Origin of the sequence: Streptomyces sp. NPDC057253 (assembly GCF_042669125.1) — a bacterium.
In the GTDB taxonomy this organism is placed as follows: Bacteria; Actinomycetota; Actinomycetes; order Streptomycetales; family Streptomycetaceae; genus Streptomyces.
The window spans coordinates 29,438-45,919 of record NZ_JBHUXV010000021.1; the positions used below are offsets into that span (position 1 = coordinate 29,438).

The 16,482-nt window shown below is 68.6% G+C and carries 13 protein-coding genes and 1 tRNA gene; 3 read left to right on the top strand and 11 right to left on the bottom strand.

The genetic code is table 11. The features are described 5' to 3' along the window. Positions 1–12: 12 nt before the first annotated feature. Positions 13–1,812: a bifunctional metallophosphatase/5'-nucleotidase gene (locus ACFULQ_RS14260; protein ID WP_383542835.1), complete on the bottom strand. Its 1,800-nt coding sequence runs from the start codon at positions 1,810–1,812 to the stop codon at positions 13–15. 127 nt (positions 1,813–1,939) lie between these two features. Between ACFULQ_RS14260 and ACFULQ_RS14265 the strand changes: the two genes are divergently transcribed. Then, complete coding sequence (locus ACFULQ_RS14265) at positions 1,940–2,632, top strand: SIMPL domain-containing protein (protein ID WP_383542838.1); 693 nt, start codon at positions 1,940–1,942, stop codon at positions 2,630–2,632. Between the two features lie 143 nt (positions 2,633–2,775). Continuing rightward, entirely contained in the window at positions 2,776–4,212 is a 1,437-nt protein-coding gene (pyk, locus tag ACFULQ_RS14270) for a pyruvate kinase (RefSeq protein WP_383542841.1), read from the top strand. Between the two features lie 4 nt (positions 4,213–4,216). Here pyk and ACFULQ_RS14275 read toward each other — a convergent pair whose 3' ends face one another. Beyond that, positions 4,217–4,963, bottom strand: coding sequence for a helix-turn-helix domain-containing protein (locus ACFULQ_RS14275; RefSeq protein ID WP_383542844.1), 747 nt, complete (start codon positions 4,961–4,963; stop codon positions 4,217–4,219). A gap of 105 nt (positions 4,964–5,068) precedes the next feature. Beyond that, positions 5,069–5,143 (bottom strand) — tRNA-Leu (locus tag ACFULQ_RS14280). 101 nt (positions 5,144–5,244) lie between these two features. On the opposite strand from ACFULQ_RS14280, the gene ACFULQ_RS14285 reads away from it, so the two are divergent. Next, complete coding sequence (locus tag ACFULQ_RS14285) at positions 5,245–5,898, top strand: ANTAR domain-containing response regulator (protein ID WP_383542846.1); 654 nt, start codon at positions 5,245–5,247, stop codon at positions 5,896–5,898. Positions 5,899–5,972: 74 nt separating this feature from the next. Here the strand turns inward: ACFULQ_RS14285 and ACFULQ_RS14290 are convergent, their stop codons facing one another. The 8 genes from ACFULQ_RS14290 to ACFULQ_RS14325 form a co-directional block, all read right to left on the bottom strand. After that, positions 5,973–6,689: an ABC transporter ATP-binding protein gene (locus tag ACFULQ_RS14290; RefSeq protein WP_383542849.1), complete on the bottom strand. Its 717-nt coding sequence runs from the start codon at positions 6,687–6,689 to the stop codon at positions 5,973–5,975. Beyond that, positions 6,686–7,531, bottom strand: a complete 846-nt coding sequence (locus ACFULQ_RS14295; protein WP_383542851.1) for an ABC transporter ATP-binding protein — start codon at positions 7,529–7,531, stop codon at positions 6,686–6,688. Before ACFULQ_RS14295 ends, ACFULQ_RS14290 begins: the two co-directional genes overlap by 4 nt. Positions 7,532–7,536: 5 nt before the next feature. Continuing rightward, positions 7,537–9,306 carry a branched-chain amino acid ABC transporter permease gene (locus tag ACFULQ_RS14300; RefSeq protein WP_383542854.1) on the bottom strand — a complete coding sequence of 590 codons (1,770 nt, stop codon included), beginning with the start codon at positions 9,304–9,306 and terminating at the stop codon, positions 7,537–7,539. Between the two features lie 5 nt (positions 9,307–9,311). Continuing rightward, the gene (locus ACFULQ_RS14305; RefSeq protein ID WP_330267610.1) at positions 9,312–10,241 is read right to left on the bottom strand and encodes a branched-chain amino acid ABC transporter permease; all 930 of its coding nucleotides are present in this window, start codon (positions 10,239–10,241) and stop codon (positions 9,312–9,314) included. Between the two features lie 132 nt (positions 10,242–10,373). After that, a complete protein-coding gene (locus ACFULQ_RS14310; protein WP_383542857.1) occupies positions 10,374–11,603 on the bottom strand; it encodes a branched-chain amino acid ABC transporter substrate-binding protein in 1,230 nt (409 codons plus the stop codon). Positions 11,604–11,804: 201 nt separating this feature from the next. Beyond that, positions 11,805–12,521: a hypothetical protein gene (locus tag ACFULQ_RS14315; RefSeq protein WP_383542860.1), complete on the bottom strand. Its 717-nt coding sequence runs from the start codon at positions 12,519–12,521 to the stop codon at positions 11,805–11,807. A 779-nt stretch (positions 12,522–13,300) separates the two neighbouring features. After that, complete coding sequence (locus tag ACFULQ_RS14320; RefSeq protein ID WP_383542863.1) at positions 13,301–13,762, bottom strand: PaaI family thioesterase; 462 nt, start codon at positions 13,760–13,762, stop codon at positions 13,301–13,303. A gap of 55 nt (positions 13,763–13,817) precedes the next feature. Beyond that, the gene (locus ACFULQ_RS14325; RefSeq protein ID WP_383542866.1) at positions 13,818–16,097 is read right to left on the bottom strand and encodes an FdhF/YdeP family oxidoreductase; all 2,280 of its coding nucleotides are present in this window, start codon (positions 16,095–16,097) and stop codon (positions 13,818–13,820) included. Positions 16,098–16,482 lie beyond the last annotated feature (385 nt).

The window sequence follows — 16,482 nt, forward strand, 5'->3', positions numbered from 1 at the left end:
CGGCGCGCACCCCTAGAACACCGGCGTGCCGTCCCGCGTGAGCTTCCAGTCCACCGACGCGAAGTCCTTCGGGTCCAGCACACCCTTCGCGGTCACCCACTCCGCGATCCGCGTGCGGATCTCCGTCGACTCCGACCACAGCTCGGTGGCCGAGGCCACATGCGGGAACGCGCCGCCGCCGTTGGCACGGTAGTTGTTCACCGCGAACACGAACTTCTGCGCGTCGTCCAGCGCGGCACCGTTGTACGTGAGGTTCTTGATCCGCGAACCCACCGCCTGCGCGATGTCGATCTCGTACGACAGCCCCGACACGTAGTCGTAGTTGTAGTCCGGACGGTTGCCCGCGTTCGTCAGCTTCTCCACGTCCACGGCCGCACCCGCCGCCGTCTGCACGAAGTACGCCGCCGAGTACTCCAGGTACGCCCTGACCTGCGCACCCGTCAGCAGCTTCGCCACCAGCGTGTTGTCGTACACGTACAGGCTCGACAGATCCCGGATCGTCACCTCGCCGGCCGGGATCTCCGAGGTGCGCGAGAACGGCGAGGCCTGCGCGATCACCGGCAGCGAGGCGTACTCCGTGGACACCAGCGCCGCCCTGACCACGTCCTCCTGGACCTTCGTGATCAGGTCGATGATCGGGGCGTCCTTGTAGCGCGCCTCCACCGTCGTCAGCGTCTGAGTGGCCGTCCCCACGACCTGGTTGACGTACTTCACGACCACGTCGTGATCGTCCTTCAGCAGCTTGGTGATCCTCGGGTCGTCGGCCACCGAGTTCGAGTTCAGCACCTTCGACGACACCGACTCGACCGACCAGCGGCCCTTCTCGAAGACCAGCTCGAAGTCGAACAGCGACAGCCGCTCCGCGTACGCCAACGGCTCCGACAGCACCACCGTCTTCCCGGTCTGCGCGTTGGTGACCTTCAACTCCGGGATCTCCACATGCGCGTGGCCCACCAGGATCGCGTCGATCCCCGGCACCTGCTGCGCCACCAGCGCCGCCGAGTTCTCCACGTACGGCAGCTGATCACCGTACGAGGAAGTCCCCGACGACCCCGAGTGCGCCGACACCACCACCACGTCCGCACCCATCGACCGCAGCTTCGGCACCCACTTCGCGGCCTGCTCCTCAAGACCCGGGAACGTCAACTTGCCCTGCACATACGCCTTGTCCCAGATCGCGATACCCGGGTTGGTCAGGCCGAGGACCGCGACCTTGACCGGCGGCGCGCCCTTCACGTGGAACTTCTTGATGAAGTACGGCGGGAAAGCGGGCTTCAGCGTCTTCGCGTCCAGCGCGTTCGCGCCCAGCAGCGGGAAGTGGCACTGCTCCTCGAACTTCCGCAGCGTCTCGATGCCGTAGTTGAACTCGTGGTTCCCGAGCGCCACCGCGTCGTACCCGATGGCGTTCATCGCCGCCGCCATCGGATGGACCGGACCGCCCTTCGCGGTGATCGGGTCGACCTTCGCGTAGTAGTACGTCAGCGGCGTGCCCTGGATCGTGTCGCCCGCGTCCAGGAGCAGCGTGTTGCAGCGGCCCTTCTCCTTGCGGACCTGGTTCACCAGCGTCGAGATCCGCGACAGACCCTGCGCGTTGCCCGCCGCGTCCTTGTACTCCGCGTCCTTGAAGTAGTCCCAGTTGAAGACATGACCGTGCAGGTCCGTGGTGCCCATGACCGTGAGCGAGTACCGCTTCACGGGCTTCCTCCCGGTTTCCGCCGCCTGTGCGGCAGGAGCTCCCACGGCACCCGCCAGCGCGACCCCCGCTCCGGTCACGGCGGACTTCTCCAGGAACTTCCTGCGGTTCAAGGGCATGTCTTGATCTCCTCGGGGAAAGGTCAACAACGCGCGTAGATTCTGACCCGGTCATGTCGAACGGCAACAGACCCCACAGGTTTCGATCTGGTGACTCGACCCGCGAAAACTGACACAGTGAGTCGTTATGACCGTTCCTTACGGCACCCCCGACGCACCCCGCATCGCCGTCCGCGGCGAAGCCCACCTAGAAGTCGACCCCGAACTCGCCCGCATCAGCGTCTCCGTCGCCTCCCGCGGCAAGGACCGCCGCACCGCCCTCGACGACCTCACCCGCCGCAACGCCACCGTCCTGGACCTCCTCAAGTCCTACGGCGACGCCGTCGAACGCCTGGAGACCGGCTCCTTCTCCGTCACCCCCGAACTCAAGGAACACGGCCGCGGCGAACGCGTCCACGCGTACCACGGCCGCGTCCACATCACCGCGGAACTCACCGACTTCACCGCACTGGGCGAACTCACGACCCGACTGGCCGACCAGGAGTTGACGCGGGTCGACGGACCCTGGTGGGCCCTGCGCCGCGACTCACCCGCCTACCGCGAGGCCCGCCAACAGGCGGTACGGGAAGCCGTCCAGCGGGCACGGGAGTACGCCGAGGCGCTGGGCACCTCCCTGTCCTCCCTGCTGGAACTCGCCGACATCGGCGCCGAGAACCCCGAACCCCGCTATGCCGGCCAGGCGAGAAGCGCCCGCCTCGCATCCTTCGACGGAGCCCAGGCAGCCGAAGCCGCCGCCGCCCCCCTCGACCTCGAACCCCAGCGTCAACACGTCTACGCCCACGTCAACGCACGTTTCACGATGGCGCCGCCGAGGCTCTGACGGCCGCCGGATTTGCTCCTGCGATGCTCATCAGAGCAGGCCCCCGCACACTTCAACACTTGTCAAGAGGCTTTCACCCGGAGGTTGTTGAGTCGTCATGTGCGACCAATTCCCTACCCGCCGGTAAGGCCTAATGTCGAAACATGCGCCGAGCAAAAATCGTCTGCACCCTGGGCCCCGCCACCGACTCCTACGATCAGATCAAAGACCTGGTCGACGCCGGAATGGACGTGGCCCGCTTCAACCTCAGCCACGGCAGCTACGCCGAACACGAGGAGCGGTACCACCGCGTCCGCAAGGCCTCCGACGAGACCGGCCGCAGCGTGGGCCTCCTCGCCGACCTTCAGGGCCCGAAGATCCGCCTCGGTCACTTCGTCGAAGGACCCGTACTCCTTGAACGCGGCGACACCTTCACCATCACCGTGGAGGACGGCGCCGAGGGCGACCAGCGGTCCTGCGGGACGACGTACAAGGGGCTCGCCTCGGACGTCACCGCCGGCGAACGCATCCTCGTCGACGACGGCAAGGTCTGCCTGGAGGTCACCTCCGTCGACGGCCCCCGCGTCCACACCCGCGTGGTCGAAGGCGGCATGATCTCCGACCACAAAGGCCTCAACCTGCCCGGCGTGGCCGTCTCCGTCCCCGCGCTCTCGGAGAAGGACGAGGAGGACCTGCGCTGGGCGCTGCGCATGGGCTTCGACGTCATCGCCCTGTCCTTCGTCCGGTCGGGGCGCGACATCGAGGACGTCCACCGGATCATGGACTCGGCGGGGCGCCGGGTTCCCGTGATCGCCAAGGTGGAGAAGCCTCAGGCGGTCGAGGCGATCGAGGACATCGTGGCGGCCTTCGACGGCATCATGGTGGCCCGCGGAGACCTGGGCGTGGAGATGCCGCTGGAGCAGGTGCCGATCGTCCAGAAGCGCGCGATCAAACTGGCCAAGCGGAACGCCAAGCCGGTGATCGTCGCGACCCAGATGCTGGACTCGATGATCGAGAACTCCCGTCCCACGAGGGCGGAGGCGTCCGATGTGGCCAACGCGGTCATCGACGGCACCGACGCGGTGATGCTGTCCGGCGAGACGAGCGTGGGCAAGCACGCGATCGACACCGTCCGGACGATGGCGAAGATCGTGGAAGCGGCGGAGGAGGACATCCTCGAGAAGGGCCTCCCGCCGCTGACCGAACGCAACAAGCCCCGCACCCAGGGAGGGGCTGTCGCCCGGGCCGCCGCGGAGATGGGCGACTTCCTCGGCGCGAAGTTCCTGGTCGCCTTCACCCAGTCCGGCGACACGGTGAAGCGGCTGTCCCGGTACCGGTCCCCGATCCCGCTCCTGGCCTTCACCCCGGAGCCGGCGACTCGCTCGCAGCTGAGCCTGACGTGGGGCGTGGAGACGTACCTGGGCCCGGAGGTGGACTCCACGGACGCGATGGTCGACCAGGTGGACGAGCTCCTGTTGCGGTACGGCCGCTGCGAGAAGGGCGACGTGGTCGTGATCACGGCCGGCTCCCCACCCGGGGTGTCCGGCTCGACGAACCTGGTTCGGGTCCACCACATCGGGGAGGACGACAGCCCGAAGTAGGCGGTCAGTGTTTGGGGCCTACGTGGGGGTCCATGAGGGCGACTGAGGCTTTGCGGGCGATGGAGATGTTGCGGCTGTTCGCCTGCTTCCAGTCGACGCCCACCTTGTCGAGGGTGGAGGTGAAGAGCCGGATGATGTCGCCGGACAGGTTGGTGAAGAAGTACCGGGGATATTCGTAGCGCTTCTGCTCACCGAGTACGACGCGGGTGGTCCAGTTGGTGATGCGGCAGCCGTCGGAGTGGATGAGGCCGCGGATGAAGTCCCAAGGATGCGTGTCGACGATCGCTTGCTGCCAAGGTTCGAGGGCGATGGCGCGCTCGTGCTTCTTGCCGGGGCCGTGTTGGGGGAAGAGGGCGGGCCAATGGCGGGAATAGCTGGTCACCATTGTGTAGCCCACCTTCTGTAGGTTGTAGACCCCGATACCTGGGCGCACCTTCGCGATGGTCTCGCCGCACTCCTGGATGAGGCCAGGCCATGCATCGGCGCACGCGATACGGAGGTAGTAGCCGCCGCTGCGAGGGTGTCCGCTGATGCAGCCGTCGCCCAGATAGAGGCCAAGCAGGTAGGAGTAGGCCTGGTTGTCAGCCGGCGGTCCAGGGTCCGGGGATGTCATGCGTGGCAGAGGCTCAAGGCGCTGCTGCCAGGACCGGATCGCGGCTCGTGAGATTCCCGTTTGCTGGCTGACCGAATTCAGGCTTCGTCCCTGCGCCACCAGTGCGAGGGCTCGCCTGCGTGTGCTCATGTCGTACATGCGGCCACTTTGAGCGAGTGATCGCTAAGACGCGCAGCAAAAAGCGGATGTTCACGAGAACGTGGACATCCGCTTCTGGTAGTGACCTTCGAATTAAAGGAAAAGTGCCCCGGGTCGGACTCGAACCGACACTGTACGGGTTTTGAATCCGTTGCCTGCTGCCAATTGGGCTACCGGGGCCCGCAGAATCAAAGGTTTCCTGTGACCCTGCGCGCACCCACCTTACCGCAGCTAGGTACGCTCTTGTCAGCAGTACCCCTGCCCCTGAACGAGGAGCCCCCGTGACCGCCCCCGAGTCGCCCCAGCCCGTAGACGTGCCCGACGACGACAAGTCGCACGTGCCTCCGCTGACGACCCGTGTCGTCATCGCCGAGGACGAGGCCCTGATCCGGCTCGACCTCAAAGAGATGCTGGAGGAAGAGGGCTACAGCGTCGTCGGCGAGGCCGGTGACGGTGAGCAGGCCGTCGAGCTCGCCCGTGAGCACAAGCCGGACCTCGTGATCCTCGATGTGAAGATGCCCAAGCTCGACGGGATCTCCGCCGCCGAGAAGATCGCCGAGGAGCGCATCGCGCCCGTGCTCATGCTCACCGCCTTCTCGCAGCGCGACCTCGTCGAGCGGGCGCGGGACGCCGGTGCCATGGCGTACCTCGTGAAGCCCTTCAGCAAGAGTGACGTCGTGCCGGCGATCGAGATGGCTGTCTCCCGGTTCACGGAGCTGAAGGAGCTGGAGAACGAGGTCGCCGACCTGACCCAGCGTCTTGAGACCCGCAAGCTCGTCGACCGGGCGAAGTCGATCCTTCAGACGTCGTACGGTCTGACCGAGCCCGCCGCGTTCCGGTGGATCCAGAAGACGTCGATGGACCGTCGTATGTCGATGCAGCAGGTCGCGGAGGCGGTCATCCTGGACGCCGACGAGAAGAAGGCCAAGGGCTGACCTCAAGGCTCACAAAAGACCGAGGCCCGCGTCCCCAGCAGGGGGCGCGGGCCTCGTCGTACGGCCGGAGGACCTCAGTCCTCGCCGAGGTACGCCTTGCGGACCGACTCGTCGTGCAGCAGGTCCTGGCCGGTGCCGGAGAGGACGATGTTGCCGACCTCCATGACGTGTCCCTGGTCGGCCAGGGAGAGCGCCGCCTGGGCGTTCTGTTCGACCAGGAGGATCGTCGTGCCCTGGGACTTGAGTTCGACGATGGTCGACATGATCTTCTGCATCATGATCGGGGAGAGGCCCATGGAGGGCTCGTCGAGCATGAGGAGTTTCGGCTGGGACATGAGGGCGCGGCCCATGGCGAGCATCTGCTGCTCGCCGCCGGACAGGGTTCCCGCGGCCTGGTTGCGGCGCTCTCCGAGGATCGGGAAGAGGTCGTAGGCGCGCTGTATGTCCTTGTCGATGCCTTCCTTGTCCTTGCGGAGGAAGGCGCCGAGCTGGAGGTTCTCGAAGATGGTCAGCCGGGGGAAGATGTGCCGGCCTTCGGGGGAGTGGGCCAGGCCGAAGGAGACGATCTTGTGGGCCGGGATGCCGCTGAGGGGCTTCCCGTCGAACGTGATCTTTCCGGAGGTCGGCTTCAGGAGGCCCGAGAGCGTCCGCAGGGTCGTCGTCTTGCCGGCGCCGTTGGTGCCGATGAGGGTGACGACCTGGCCGGCTTCGACGCTGAAGGAGATGCCTTTGACGGCTTCGATCTTGCCGTAGGAGACCCGGAGGTCCTCGACTTCGAGGAGTGCGGTCACTGGCCTTCTCCCTTGGTGCTGGTGGTGCCCGCTTCGGCCGCGTCGACCTCGGCGGTCTCTGCCGCGCCGGGGTCGCCTTCGAAGGGTTCGCCGAGGTAGGCGGCGATGACGCGCTCGTCGGCCTGGACGACCTCGGAGGTGCCTTCGACGAGTTTTTCGCCCTGGACGAGGACGGCGACGCGGTCGGAGAGGTTGAAGACGAAGCGCATGTCGTGCTCGATGAGGAGGACGGCGATGCCCTTGTCGCGGATGGCGAAGACCAGCTCCTCGGTGGCGCGGGTCTCCTGGGGGTTCATGCCGGCGGTGGGCTCGTCGAGGAGCAGCAGGCCGGGCTCTGAGGCCAGGGCGCGGGCGATCTCCAGCTTGCGCTGTTCGCCGTAGGGGAGGTTGCGGGCGAGGTGGTCGCGCTTGCCGGCGAGGCCGATGAACTCCAGGAGTTCCATGGCGCGTTCTTCGCTGGCCTTCTCCGCCCTCTTGAAGCCGGGGCCGCGGAGCAGCGCCGACCAGAGGCCTTCCTTGGTCCGCGTGTGGCGGCCGACGAGGACGTTCTCGAGGACCGTCATGTTGGCGAAGAGGCGGATGTTCTGGAAGGTGCGGGCGATGCCGGCCTTGGTCACCAGGTGGGGCTTGGGCGGAAGGACGGTGCCCTTGTAGGAGACCTGGCCCTCGGTGGGGACGTAGAGGCCGGTGAGGCAGTTGAAGAAGGTCGTCTTGCCGGCGCCGTTGGGGCCGATGAGGCCGACGATCTCGCCCGCGTTGACGGTGAAGTCGACCGAGCGGACGGCGGTGAGGCCGCCGAAGCGCATGGTGACGTTGCGTGCCTCGAGTACTGGTGTCGTCATGGTGCTCACGCCCCGGCCTTGGTGACGGCGGTCGGTTCGCCGGACAGTGTTGTTGTCTCTGGTACGTCGAGCTGGCCGGTCTCGTGGAACTCGAGTTGGCGGCGGCGGTTGGCGATGATGCCTTCGGGGCGGAAGCGCATCAGCAGGATGAGGGCGATGCCGAAGGCCAGCAGCGACTTGTCCTGGAGGAAGACGAGCTTCTCCGGGAGCAGGTAGAGCAGTGCCGCGCCGAGGATCGGTCCCGCCACCGTGCCCATGCCGCCGAGGACGACCGCGGCCAGGAGGAAGGCCGAGTTGGGGGGCGTGGAGCCCGCGAACTGGTACGGCGTCGGGACGACGCTGTAGGTGACGTGGGCGCTGACGGTGCCGGCGAGGCCGGCGAGGGCGGCGCCGAGGGCGAAGGCGATGAGCTTGACGCGGAAGCCGTTGATGCCCATGGCGGTGGCGGCGGTCTCGTCCTCGCGGATGGCGATCCAGGAGCGGCCGATGCGGGAGTCGGCGGCGCGGGTGTAGACGAGGACCACGATCGCCATGATGAGGACCATCAGCAGGTAGTAGTTGGCGAACCGGCCGATGGTGAAGCCTGCGATGTCGTGGGCTTCGCCGAGGTTGAACCCGAAGAAGTTGAGGTCCGGGATGGACGGGATGCCGTTCGGGCCGTTGGTGATGTCCGGGCCGGATTCGCCGTCCATGTTGTTGACGGCGATGCGGAAGATCTCTCCGAAGCCGAGGGTGACGATGGCGAGGTAGTCGCCGCGCAGTCGCAGGGTGGGGGCGCCGATGAGGACGCCGAAGATCAGCGATGCGGCGGCGCCGGCCAGGGCGGCGGCCCAGAAGGGGAAGTGGACGCCGGAGAAGCGGGAGAACTCGGAGCCGGAGACGAGGGCGGCGGTGTAGGCGCCGACGCCGAGGAAGGCGACGTATCCGAGGTCGAGGAGGCCCGCGAGGCCGACGACGATGTTGAGGCCGAGGGCGACGGTGCCGAAGATCAGGATGTTGACGCCGATGTTGGCGTAGTGGTCGTCGGTCTGGGTGAAGGGGAACGCGATGGCGGCGGCGAAGCCCATGGCGAGCGTGAAGCTGCGGTTGTGGGCGACGAGCCGGGAGAAGCGGTCCATGAGGCCTGCGGTGTGCAGGGCCCAGACGCCGAAGACGACGACGATCAGGTAGCCGACGAAGAGCTCGCCGTACTCGGTGTCGATGCCGTAGGTGAAGACGGCGAGGCCGATGATCGTGACGACGGTGATGAGCGCGCGCTCCACCCAGGGGCTGAGGGGTGCGGGGGCGGGGATGCCGTCGGGCTTGGCGAGGTACGCCTTGAGGTTCTCCTTGGTGCTCTCGGTGCGCGGCTCGGGGAGGGCGAAGGCACCGAGGACGGGGAGGAGGGAGGCGATGGCCGCGATCCAGCCGCCTGGTTCGAGGTTGGCGAGTCCGCCGAGTTCGGCGGCGATCGAGACGATCGTGTACCAGGTGACGCCGAAGCCGCCCAGGGCGGTCAGGGCGAGGGGGGCGTTGTTGCGGGCGGGGATGAGCCAGCCCAGGCCCCGGATGCCGTACGCGGAGAGGGCGAACAGCGTGGTGAGGAGGCCGGCGATGAAGGTCAGCCACTGGAGGCCGCCGGGGTAGCCGGTGATGGTGAGGTCGCCGGGGAACTCGCTGGTCCAGGTCCAGGCGAGGAAGGCGGAGGCCGCGGTGGCGATGCCGCCGACGAGCAGGAGTGCGCGGGCGGCCGCCAGGGGCAGCGGGATCAGGCCGCGGGTGGTGGTGTCGGTCATCGTGATCACGCCCTGTCCGCGACGCGTTCGCCGAGCAGGCCTTGTGGCCTGACGAGGAGAACGATGATGAGCAGCGCGAAGGCCCAGACGTTGGCCCAGCTCTGGCCGCCGAGCTTGTCCATGCCGGGGATGCCGTCGATGTAGGCGGAGGCGAGGGTCTCGGCGACGCCGAGGACGAGCCCGCCGAGCATGGCGCCGTAGATGTTGCCGATGCCGCCGAGGACGGCGGCGGTGAAGGCCTTGAGGCCCATCAGGAAGCCCATGCGGTAGTCGATGTTGCCGTACTTGAGGCCGTAGGCGACGGCGGCGACCGCGGCGAAGAAACCGCCGATGGCGAAGGCGATCACGATGATGCGGTTGGTGTCGATGCCCATGAGCTGTGCGGTGTCCGGGTCCTGGGCGGTGGCCTGCATGGCGCGGCCGGTGCGGGACTTGCGGACGAAGAAGGCGAGGGCGGACATGCAGACGATCGCGGCGACGATCAGGAAGATGTCGGCGTCCTTGATGGTGACGGAGCCGATCTCGTGGGTGGCGTCGAGGCCGGGGAAGGCGACGGCGCGGTCCGCGTGCGGGTAGAAGTTGCGGACGACTTCCTGGAGGGCCAGGGACAGGCCGATCGCGGTGATGAGCGGTGCGAGCCGTGGTGCTCCGCGCAGGGGCCGGTAGGCGAACCGTTCCGCTCCGACCGCGATGAGGATCGCGACGATGCCGCCGCCGACCAGCATCAGGGGGACGGCGACGGCCATCGAGACGCCGTCGGGAAGGATGTAGAAGTAGACCGTGAAGGCCCCGAAGGCGCCGGTCATGAAGATCTCGCCGTGCGCGAAGTTGATGAGCTGGACGATGCCGTACACCATCGTGTAGCCGATGGCGATCAGCCCGTACATCGAGCCCAGAAGCAGCCCGTTGGCCAGCTGCTGCGGCAGGGTGTTCACCGCGTGGCCTCCATTGTCGCTGGTGGTCGTGTGCACTGGTGGTGTGCAGGGGTGGGGTGTGGCAAGGGCCGCGCGGTCGGGGTCCCCTCCCGCGCGGCCCGTGTGGTGGTGCTGTTGCTGCTGGGGCCTGGACTAGCCGAGGTCGGCGGTGCCGGTCTTCACAGCCTTCCACGCACCCTTGGTGACCTGGTAGACGGTGAGCTGCTTGTTCGTGGTGTCGCCGTACTCGTCGAAGGAGACCTTGCCGGAGATGCCTTCGAAGTCGGACTTCTGGACGTTGTCGACGACGGAGGAGCGCAGGGCGTTGATGTCGCTGGGGACCTTGCCGCCGTTGGCGTCGACCGCGGCCTTCACGGCCTTGATGATGGCGGTGGTGGCGTCGTAGGAGTACGCGCCGTAGGCGCCGTAGTCACCCTTGTAGCCCTTGGCCTTGTACGTCTCGATGAACGTCTTGGCGGCCGGCAGGGTGTCGGCGGGGACACCGACGGCGGTGGCGAGGTCGCCCTCGGAGGCGGCACCCGCGGTCTCGATGTAGGTGGAGGCGAACATGCCGTCGCCGCCGAAGAGCGGGATCTTGACTCCGCCGTCCTTGAGCTGCTTGGTGATCAGCGAGGACTCGTCGTACTGGCCGCCGTAGTAGAGCAGGTCGGCGCCGGAGGTCTTGACCTTGGTGACGAGGGAGCCGAAGTCCTTGTCGCCGGTGTTGACGTGGTCGGTGCCGACCACGGTGCCGCCGAGCTTCTTGAACTGCTCGTTGAAGATCTTGGCGAGGCCGGCGCCGTAGGTCTGCTTGTCGTCGACGACGAAGACCTTCTTCTTCTTCAGGCCGTTGTACGCGTAGTCGGCGGCGAAGCTGCCCTGGAGCTCGTCGGTGGTGGCGGTACGGAAGTACGTCTTGTAGGGACGCTTCTTGGCCGTCTGCCAGTCCTTGCCCTGGGTCAGGGCCGGGTTGGTGTTCGAGGGGGAGATCTCGACCATGTTGGCCGAGGCGAACACCTGCTGCATCGACTGGGCGACGCCGGAGTTCAGCGGGCCGACGGCGCCGACGGCGGTCTTGTCGCCGGTGATCGCGGTGGCGTTCGACTGGCCGGTGGCCGGCTGTGCCTTGTCGTCGTAGGCCTTCAGCTTGAAGGTGACGCCGGGAACGAGCTTGTTCTTGTTGGCGTCGTCGACGGCGATCTGGGCGCCGTACTGGATACCGAGACCGGTGGTGGAGTTCTCGCCGGAGAGCGGGGCGTCCACGCCGATGGTCAGGGTCTTGTTGCTCCCGTTGTCGCTGCTGTCGCCGCCACTGTCGTCTCGGGAGCCGCAGGCGGTGAGCGTCAGAGCCCCCGTCGCCATGACGGAGGTCAGAATCACCAAAGAACGTCGCACAATCAGTCCTCTCCGCAGGCACGCCCGCCCTTGTGGGTACGGCTGGTGCCGCGCTGGTACCGAACTCCCGATGGAGCGGTGACTGGCCGTGACTCTAAGCCCGGTTTGCAGGCAGCGGCATCGCTGTGCGCGGGCTTGTGACTTTCTTGTTATGACGTGGTGGATGGTGGGCTTCCGGGAAGGGGGCTCTCAGCCGGTTTGGCGGATTTTCCCCCCGGTCCGCATTTTGAGAACCTGCACTTCCGGTTGGCCGTCCGCCCTATCCGGTGATATCGGGGCGCAGGCGCCCGCCAGAAGCCGGAAAAGGTCGCGGGAGTACGCCCGGCCGAAGATGAAGCTGTGATGCTGTATTGCGCGCGTGTTACGGAGCGTTACGTCAAGAAAGGGTAGGTCGGCATTCCGGGGCAGTCCCGAACAGTCGGAAACCGCTATCTCGACGGTGACGCGGTGTGTCGTGCCGGCGTGCACGGTGAAGGCCTCGGGTACGGCGTGGGCGGTGAGGCCGGGGAAGGCGGCGCCGGTGACCCGGAGGGTGACGGGCGGTCCGTGGGCGACGTCGACGGCGAAGCGGAAGCGTCCGCTGGTGGGGTGGGCGCCGGTGGGCTCGGGGAGTCCGGCGGGTCCGAGGTAGCGCCAGGAGGTGACGTTGGCGGGCCAGGGGACGAGGGTGGGGGGCGGCTCGGGACGGGGGTCCTCGGTCAGGGCGCGGGGGAGGAGGACTGTGAGGACCGCGGCGGCGAGCAGGGCGGCCGCCGTGCCGGTGAGGGCCTTGCGGGCGCGAGGCGGCAGCCCGCCCCACCACGCGCTCCAGCGGTCCGTCAACCGGGGCCTGTCGGCACCGATGACGTCCTGGCTCTCCCCCGTCTCCGCCGACCCGACCGGCTCGACGGGCCCGATCCCGCTCACGAGGCCGACCTCATGGGGAAACGGTAGGGGAGCGGGGGGCTGGTGCCCAGTTGGTGTCTGTCGCGGGTGGGGCGGGTGGGCGGCCGGGGTGGGGGGTTGTGTGCGGCGGGGCGGGTCAGCGTTGCGGGGCGTCTCGGCGTTGCCTGCCCGTGCGGCTGGGGTGGGGCGTATGCGGTGGGTCGTGTCGGCGTCGCGTCGCGGGGGCGTGTCGGCGTTGCGGGGCGTGTCCGGCGGATCGTGCGCGTTCGCGCGGGGCTTGCGCGCCGGTCCGCGGGTGGGCGTCGGTTGGCCGATTTCCCCGGGCTCGGGCGACGTGGGCGCATGTCGCTCTTCCCCTGCTCCACCTTGCGGCCGACTCGGTGCTGTGGTTCGAGCGGGACTGGGAGAGGGACGGGCGTCCGCCGGCGCCGGAGCGGTGGCGGCCGGACTGCCTCGCGACCGCGACCACGCATGAACCGCCGCCCACCGCCTCCCGGCTCACCAGGGACCAGCTCGAACTCCGGCTCACCCGTACCGGCCGGCGCAGCTGCCCCGCGCCCGCCTGATCCACCGGACGGGCGTCAGCGGGTGAGGGCCTCGCGGAGGAGGCAGGTCAGGCGGGTGGTGCAGACGTTCTCCGCCTTGCGGCTCGATGCCCCAGCCCCTCGGCTCACCCATGCCGGCCGGCGCAGTCCCTCCGGCCGCCTGATCCGCCGCGATCGTGATCAGCGACCGGATGGGCGTCGGCAGGCGGGGGCCTCGCGCAGGGGAGGCAGATCAGGCGGGCGCCGCGGACGCACCTAGCGGGTGGGGGCCTCGCGGAGGAGGCAGGTCAGGCGGGCTGTGCAGACGCGGTGGTCCTGCTCGTCGGTGATCACGATCTCGTACGTGGCGGTGGAGCGTCCCCGGTGCAGGGGCGTGGCCACACCGGTGACCAGGCCGGAGCGGGCGCCGCGGTGGTGGGTGCAGTTCAGGTCCACGCCCACGGCGATCTTGGAGCTGCCCGCGTGCAGCATCGAGCCGACCGATCCGAGGGTCTCGGCGAGGACGGCGGAGGCGCCGCCGTGCAGCAGCCCGTACGGCTGGGTGTTGCCCTCCACGGGCATGGTCCCCACGACGCGCTCGGCGGAGGCTTCGATGATCTCGACGCCCATGCGGGTGCCCAGGTGACCGGCCGAGAACATCGCGACGAGGTCGACGCCGAGGGCGGCGTACTCGTCGATGACCTCCTGCGGGAACGTGACGTGCTGCTGTTCACCCATGGGCCCGGGCTCCGTTCATCGTGTGCGCTACGGCTGCCTACGGCTGAGCAAACGCTCAGTCGGTCGCCGATTGTTCCAGACGTACGACGACGGACTTGCTGGCCGGGGTGTTGCTGGTGTCCGCGGTGGCGTCCAGCGGCACGAGGACGTTGGTCTCGGGGTAGTACGCGGCCGCGCAGCCCCGGGCCGTCGGATAGTGCACGACCCGGAACCCCGGCGCCCGCCGCTCCACCCCGTCCTTCCACTCGCCGACGAGGTCCACGTACGACCCGTCGGCGAGCCCGAGCCCGCGCGCGTCCTCGGGGTTGACCAGCACGACCCGGCGGCCGTTCCTGATGCCCCGGTAGCGGTCGTCGAGGCCGTAGATCGTGGTGTTGTACTGGTCGTGCGAGCGCAGCGTCTGCAGCAGCAGCCGGCCCTCGGGCAGCTCGGGGTGCTCGACGGGCGCGGCGGTGAAGTTGGCCTTGCCGGTGGCCGTGGGGAAGCGCCGCTCGTCGCGCGGGGCGTGCGGCAGGGTGAAGCCGCCGGGGCGGGCCACGCGCGCGTTGAAGTCCTCGAAGCCGGGGATCACGCGGGCGATGCGGTCGCGGATGGTGGCGTAGTCCTTCTCGAACTCCTCCCAGGGCGTGGCGCTGTCCTCGCCGAGGACCCGGCGGGCCAGCCGGGCCACGATGGCGGGCTCGGACAGCAGCTGTCCGCTCGCGGGCTCCAGGCGGCCCCGGGAGGCGTGCACCATGCCCATGGAGTCCTCGACGGTCACGAACTGCTCGCCGCTGCCCTGGAGATCGCGCTCGGTCCGGCCGAGCGTGGGCAGGATCAGGGCACGCGCGCCCGTGATCGCGTGCGAGCGGTTGAGCTTGGTCGACACGTGGACGGTCAGCCGTGCGCGCCGCATGGCGGCCTCGGTGACCTCGGTGTCGGGGGAGGCGGAGACGAAGTTGCCGCCCATGGCGAAGAAGACCTTGGCCTCACCGTCGCGCAGGGCGCGGATGGCGCGGACGACGTCGAAGCCGTGCTCGCGTGGCGGGGCGAAGCCGAACTCCCTCTCCAGGGCGTCCAGGAAGGCGGGCGCGGGGCGCTCGAAGATGCCCATGGTGCGGTCGCCCTGGACGTTGGAGTGGCCGCGGACCGGGCAGACGCCGGCGCCCGGGCGGCCGATGTTGCCGCGCAGGAGAAGGAAGTTGACGACCTCACGGATGGTCGGCACGGAGTGCTTGTGCTGGGTGAGGCCCATGGCCCAGCAGACGATGGTCCGCTCCGAGGCGAGGACCATCCGCAGGGTCTCCTCGATCTCCGCGCGCGTGAGACCGGTCGCGGTGAGCGTCGCGTCCCAGTCGGCGGCGCGGGCGGCCTCGGCGAACTCCTCGTAGCCGTGGGTGTGTTCGGCGACGAAGGCCTCGTCGACCGCGCCCTCGGTCTCCAGGATCAGCTTGTTGAGGAGACGGAACAGGGCCTGGTCGCCGCCGATGCGGATCTGGAGGAAGAGGTCGGTGAGCGAGGCGCCCTTGAGCATGCCCTGCGGGGTCTGCGGGTTCTTGAAGCGCTCCAGGCCGGCCTCGGGCAGCGGATTGACGCTGATGATCTTCGCGCCGTTCGCCTTGGCCTTCTCCAGGGCGGAGAGCATGCGGGGGTGGTTGGTGCCCGGGTTCTGCCCGGCGACGATGATCAGGTCTGCCTTGTAGAGGTCCTCCAGCAGGACGCTGCCCTTGCCGATGCCGATGGTCTCGCTGAGCGCCGAACCGGACGACTCGTGGCACATGTTGGAGCAGTCCGGCAGGTTGTTCGTGCCGAGTTCGCGCGCGAAGAGCTGGTAGAGGAACGCGGCCTCGTTGCTGGTGCGGCCCGAGGTGTAGAAGACGGCCTCGTCGGGGGAGTCGAGGGCGGCGATCTCCTCGGCGACGATGTTGAAGGCGCGCTCCCAGGAGACCGGCTCGTAGTGCGTGCCGCCCTCGGGGACGTACATGGGGTGGGTGAGCCGACCCTGCTGGCCCAGCCAGTAGCCGCTGCGGGTCGCGAGGTCGGCGACGGAGTGCGCGGCGAAGAACTCCGGGGTGATCCGGCGCAGGGTGGCTTCCTCGGCGACCGCCTTCGCGCCGTTCTCGCAGAACTCCGCCGCGTGCCGGTGGTCCGGCTCCGGCCAGGCGCAGCCCGGGCAGTCGAAGCCGTCCTTCTGGTTGACCCGCAGCAGGGTCAGCGCGGTGCGCTTCACGCCCATCTGCTGCTGGGCGATCCGCAGGCTGTGCCCGACGGCGGGGAGCCCGGCGGCCGCGTGCTTCGGCTGCGCCACCTGCGGCGCGTCCTGAACCGGGTCGGCCTTGGGCGGCTTCGATGCCATCGCGCACTCTCCTTCGCCTACACGTGCGAGTACGCCCCGATCCTCGCACGCGCCACTGACAACGATCACCCCCGGGCGGGGGCGGAACGGGAGCCGAGCGTGCGGTCTCCGGCGGCTCGGGCGGTTCTGCGTCCAGGCGCGGGTGTGTCCGTGTCCACGGGTGGCGAGTGGTGTCCGTCGAGGGCCACGGCTGTCTTCCGCGGCGCGGAGAAGTTCTGACGAGGGGCAGGTCTGCGTCCGTCGGCGGGGGCCGGGTTCTGTGTCGAGGGGCTGATCCGTGTCCAGCGGTGGGCGCACCGGTGTCCGTCGGCTTCCTCGCCTCGGGGGCGCTGGTCGAACCCGGCGGAGTGCGTGGCACCCGAGTGTCAGTGGCGCGTGGCAGGAT

Coding starts and splice junctions, on each gene's coding strand:
- ACFULQ_RS14260 (WP_383542835.1), bottom strand. CDS start 1,812: ATGCCCTTGAACCGCAGGAAGTTCCTGGAGAAGTCCGCCGTGACCGGA.
- ACFULQ_RS14265 (WP_383542838.1), top strand. CDS start 1,940: ATGACCGTTCCTTACGGCACCCCCGACGCACCCCGCATCGCCGTCCGC.
- pyk (WP_383542841.1), top strand. CDS start 2,776: ATGCGCCGAGCAAAAATCGTCTGCACCCTGGGCCCCGCCACCGACTCC.
- ACFULQ_RS14275 (WP_383542844.1), bottom strand. CDS start 4,963: ATGTACGACATGAGCACACGCAGGCGAGCCCTCGCACTGGTGGCGCAG.
- ACFULQ_RS14295 (WP_383542851.1), bottom strand. CDS start 7,531: ATGACGACACCAGTACTCGAGGCACGCAACGTCACCATGCGCTTCGGC.
- ACFULQ_RS14300 (WP_383542854.1), bottom strand. CDS start 9,306: ATGACCGACACCACCACCCGCGGCCTGATCCCGCTGCCCCTGGCGGCC.
- ACFULQ_RS14320 (WP_383542863.1), bottom strand. CDS start 13,762: ATGGGTGAACAGCAGCACGTCACGTTCCCGCAGGAGGTCATCGACGAG.
- ACFULQ_RS14325 (WP_383542866.1), bottom strand. CDS start 16,097: ATGGCATCGAAGCCGCCCAAGGCCGACCCGGTTCAGGACGCGCCGCAG.